The sequence below is a fragment of the Parafrankia discariae genome (assembly GCF_000373365.1).
In the GTDB taxonomy this organism is placed as follows: domain Bacteria; phylum Actinomycetota; class Actinomycetes; order Frankiales; family Frankiaceae; genus Parafrankia; species Parafrankia discariae.
This window is the reverse complement of the sequence record NZ_KB891167.1, coordinates 1-2,912: the sequence shown is the minus strand read 5'-3', so window position 1 is coordinate 2,912 and position 2,912 is coordinate 1. Positions and strand designations below refer to the sequence as shown.

The 2,912-nt window shown below is 65.8% G+C and carries 2 protein-coding genes; both read left to right on the top strand.

Annotation, left to right across the window (positions count from 1 at the left end; all coding sequences use genetic code 11):
- Window positions 1-210: 210 nt before the first annotated feature.
- A complete protein-coding gene (fxsT, locus tag B056_RS44270; protein WP_018501552.1) occupies window positions 211-1,791 on the top strand; it encodes an FxSxx-COOH system tetratricopeptide repeat protein in 1,581 nt (526 codons plus the stop codon).
- Window positions 1,792-1,809: 18 nt separating this feature from the next.
- Window positions 1,810-2,577, top strand: a complete 768-nt coding sequence (locus tag B056_RS44265) for a tetratricopeptide repeat protein (RefSeq protein WP_076784668.1) — start codon at window positions 1,810-1,812, stop codon at window positions 2,575-2,577.
- The last annotated feature ends 335 nt before the right edge of the window (window positions 2,578-2,912 follow it).

The following is a 2,912-nucleotide window of genomic DNA, read 5'->3' as shown; positions in this document are numbered from 1 at the left end:
TCTTCGAAGGCGGCCAGCTCGTCGAACGCCCCACCACCACACCCATCACCCAAGCCGCCTAACGATCACCATCCACAAGTCTTGACTATTTCTCGCCGCTCGCACCGTGCGCCATGATGTTCTTACGCGGTTCGTGGCCGGAAGCGTCCGGCGAGGATATGACCGACCGTGGGGACGCGCTGTCCTGGACCTGGCAGATACGGGGGCGAGGTGGACCGGCGAGATTTCTTCGTCTCCCACGCCGACAGTGACCTGGCATGGGCTGAATGGATTGCCCAGCAGTTGGTCGAGGCCGGGTACACCGTAGAGCTCGACGTGTGGGACTGGGCCGCGGGCACGAACCTCGTGGACGCCATGCGACGCGCGTTGAAACGGGCCGAGCGGGTACTGGCCGTCTACACCGACGCCTACTTCGCCCATCGTCTTTCCCAGGCCGAGCACACCGCAGCGTTCGCGAGCGATCAACCGGGCCGCGTCGTCCCGGTGGTTGTGGCCGACTGCTCGATCCCTGAGCTGTACGCGCCGCTGGCCCGGATCGAGCTGCTCGGGCTGGAGGAGGACGATGCTCGCCGCCGACTCCTCGACGGAGTTTCGGCGGACTCGCACCGGCCCGGTTCACCGGTCACCTTTCCGAGCCGAGCGGAGTTCCCCCAGCGGCTGCCACGGATCTGGAACGTCCCGGCCCGAAACCCGTTTTTCACCGGCCGCGGTGACCTTCTCCGGACATTGGACGGCCGCCTGCGTCAACCCGACGCGGAGGCGATCGCCGTCGTGCCGCTGCGGGGAATGGGAGGTGTGGGCAAGACTCAGCTCGCGGTCGAGTACGCCCACAGACACGCTGCCGGATACCAGATCGTGTGGTGGGTCAACGCGGAGAACCCCACGCTGGCGACCAATGGGCTGGTCGAATTCGCGGCAGCGCTGGGACTGTCTACGGTGGGGCCACCGGCCGAGGTGCTGCGGCTGCTGTGGTCCGCTTTGGCGCGCCGTACCGACTGGCTGCTGATCTACGATAACGCCGACAGCCCTCCCGCTTTGGCTGAGCTTCGCCCACCGGACAGTGGGCGTCTGCTGCTTACCAGCCGCAACCCCGCGTTCGGCCGGTTCGCGGACCTGGTGGAGGTCGGCGATTTCGACCGGCCCGAGTCCGTCGCACTGCTCAGGCACCGCTGCCCGGCCTTGTCGCCTGGCCAGGCTGACCAGATCGCGGCGGCGGTCGGTGACCTGCCACTCGCCGTTGAACAGGCCGGTTGCTTCCTACAGGAAACCGGTCTCGACGTTGCCGACTACCTGGGCCTGCTCGCCGCGGCACCCACGCACGCCGGGCTGGACGATCCCACCGTCGACCGTCATCCAGGCCTGGTCGCGGTGGTGACCGCCAGCCGTGCTCGGCTACGCGCCGCCAGCCCGCGCGCCGCCGTGGTATTCGACCAGCTGGCCTTCTGCGCGCCGAAACTGCTCCCGCTCACTCCTCGCCGACCGGCGGGCGACTCAGGCCGATTCGGGGCGGAAATAGGAGACAGCGCGACGACGGCCGACGTGGTGCGTCAGCTCACGAGTCTCGGCCTGGCCCGGAACAGGGGTACCGCGCTGCAGGTCCACCATTTGATTCAAGCCCTTGTTCGTTCCTTCCTCAGTGACAGTGAACAGTTCCAGCATTGCCAGCAGGCCCAGGAGCTCCTGGCGACTGTCCGTCCAGGAAACCCCGACGACCCGACAGGCTGGTCGTTGTATGCGGTTCTGACCCCTCATGTCCAATCCTCGTCGCGCACTCATTCAGCCTGGAAGTGACCGAAAGCCAGAATTTTCGTGTTCTCCTACTCGACGTCGCCCGTTATCTTGAGCAGTCAGGACGGTCGCAAAACGCATTGGAGATGTCTCTGGCGGCGTATCAGCGTTGGTCCAAGGCGTTTGGCCGAGGACGTGCTCGCCCGCCGCCAGCAGATACTAGGCAAAGATCATCCTCAAACGCTTGGGTCTGCCAGTGTCCTGGCGGAAATCCTGCGCGTGCTCGGGGAAATCGACGCCGCGCGCACCCTCAACGAGGAAACCCTGACGCACCGCCGGGGAATCTTGGGTGACGACCATCCGGACACACTGGTGTCTGCTGCAGAGCTTGCCATTTGCCTTGCTGGTCTTGGAGAACTGCGAGCAGCTCGTGATCTCGACGCGGACACCCTGACTCGCCTGTGGCGAGTACACGGCGATAATCATAGACATACCCTGGCTGTCGCACATAATCTTGCCATCAGTCTCCGAAAACTGGGCGAGCCGGAAGAGGCACGCCGGATCGAGGAAGACGTCGTAGCCCGTCGGCAGCAGGTCCTGGGACCAGACCACGAACACACCCTGGACGCGACTGCCACCCTGTGCGCATGCCTTGCGGACCTCGGCGACCTCCAGGCGGCACACGATCTGGCAGAGCACATCGTCACCCGCCGACAGCGAATCCTCGGCCCTGGCCACCGGGACACGGTGGCCTCGATCAACCTGCTGCAGGACGTGCGCGCCAAGCAGCAACAGCGGGGCGAGGACACCAAGCGGGGAACAGGCACCCGACGCTGGCGGCGGAAGTAGGGCCCCTGGCTCGCAGCCCGCGCTGCGCTGCTACCGACTCGACATCGGCGCCGTCCACGCGACACCTGTCCCGATCATCCCGACGGTGGAGACGGACAACGACGACCAGGTCAGGTACCTCAGCAGCGGCCCTGGTCCGCGCCCTCGGCGTAGATCTCGTCGCCAACGGCGAAAGATCCGGGGCTCCGGGCCATTGACCAAGAACGAGGAGCACTGACACTCACCAGACGGGACGGAGAATCTGTGCTGTTCACAGCCCCAGGTGGGTGGCGGCGTTGTCGTCCCAGACGGTGCCGTCTTCGCGGTAGCGGTCCATGGTGGTGCGGGATTTCCAG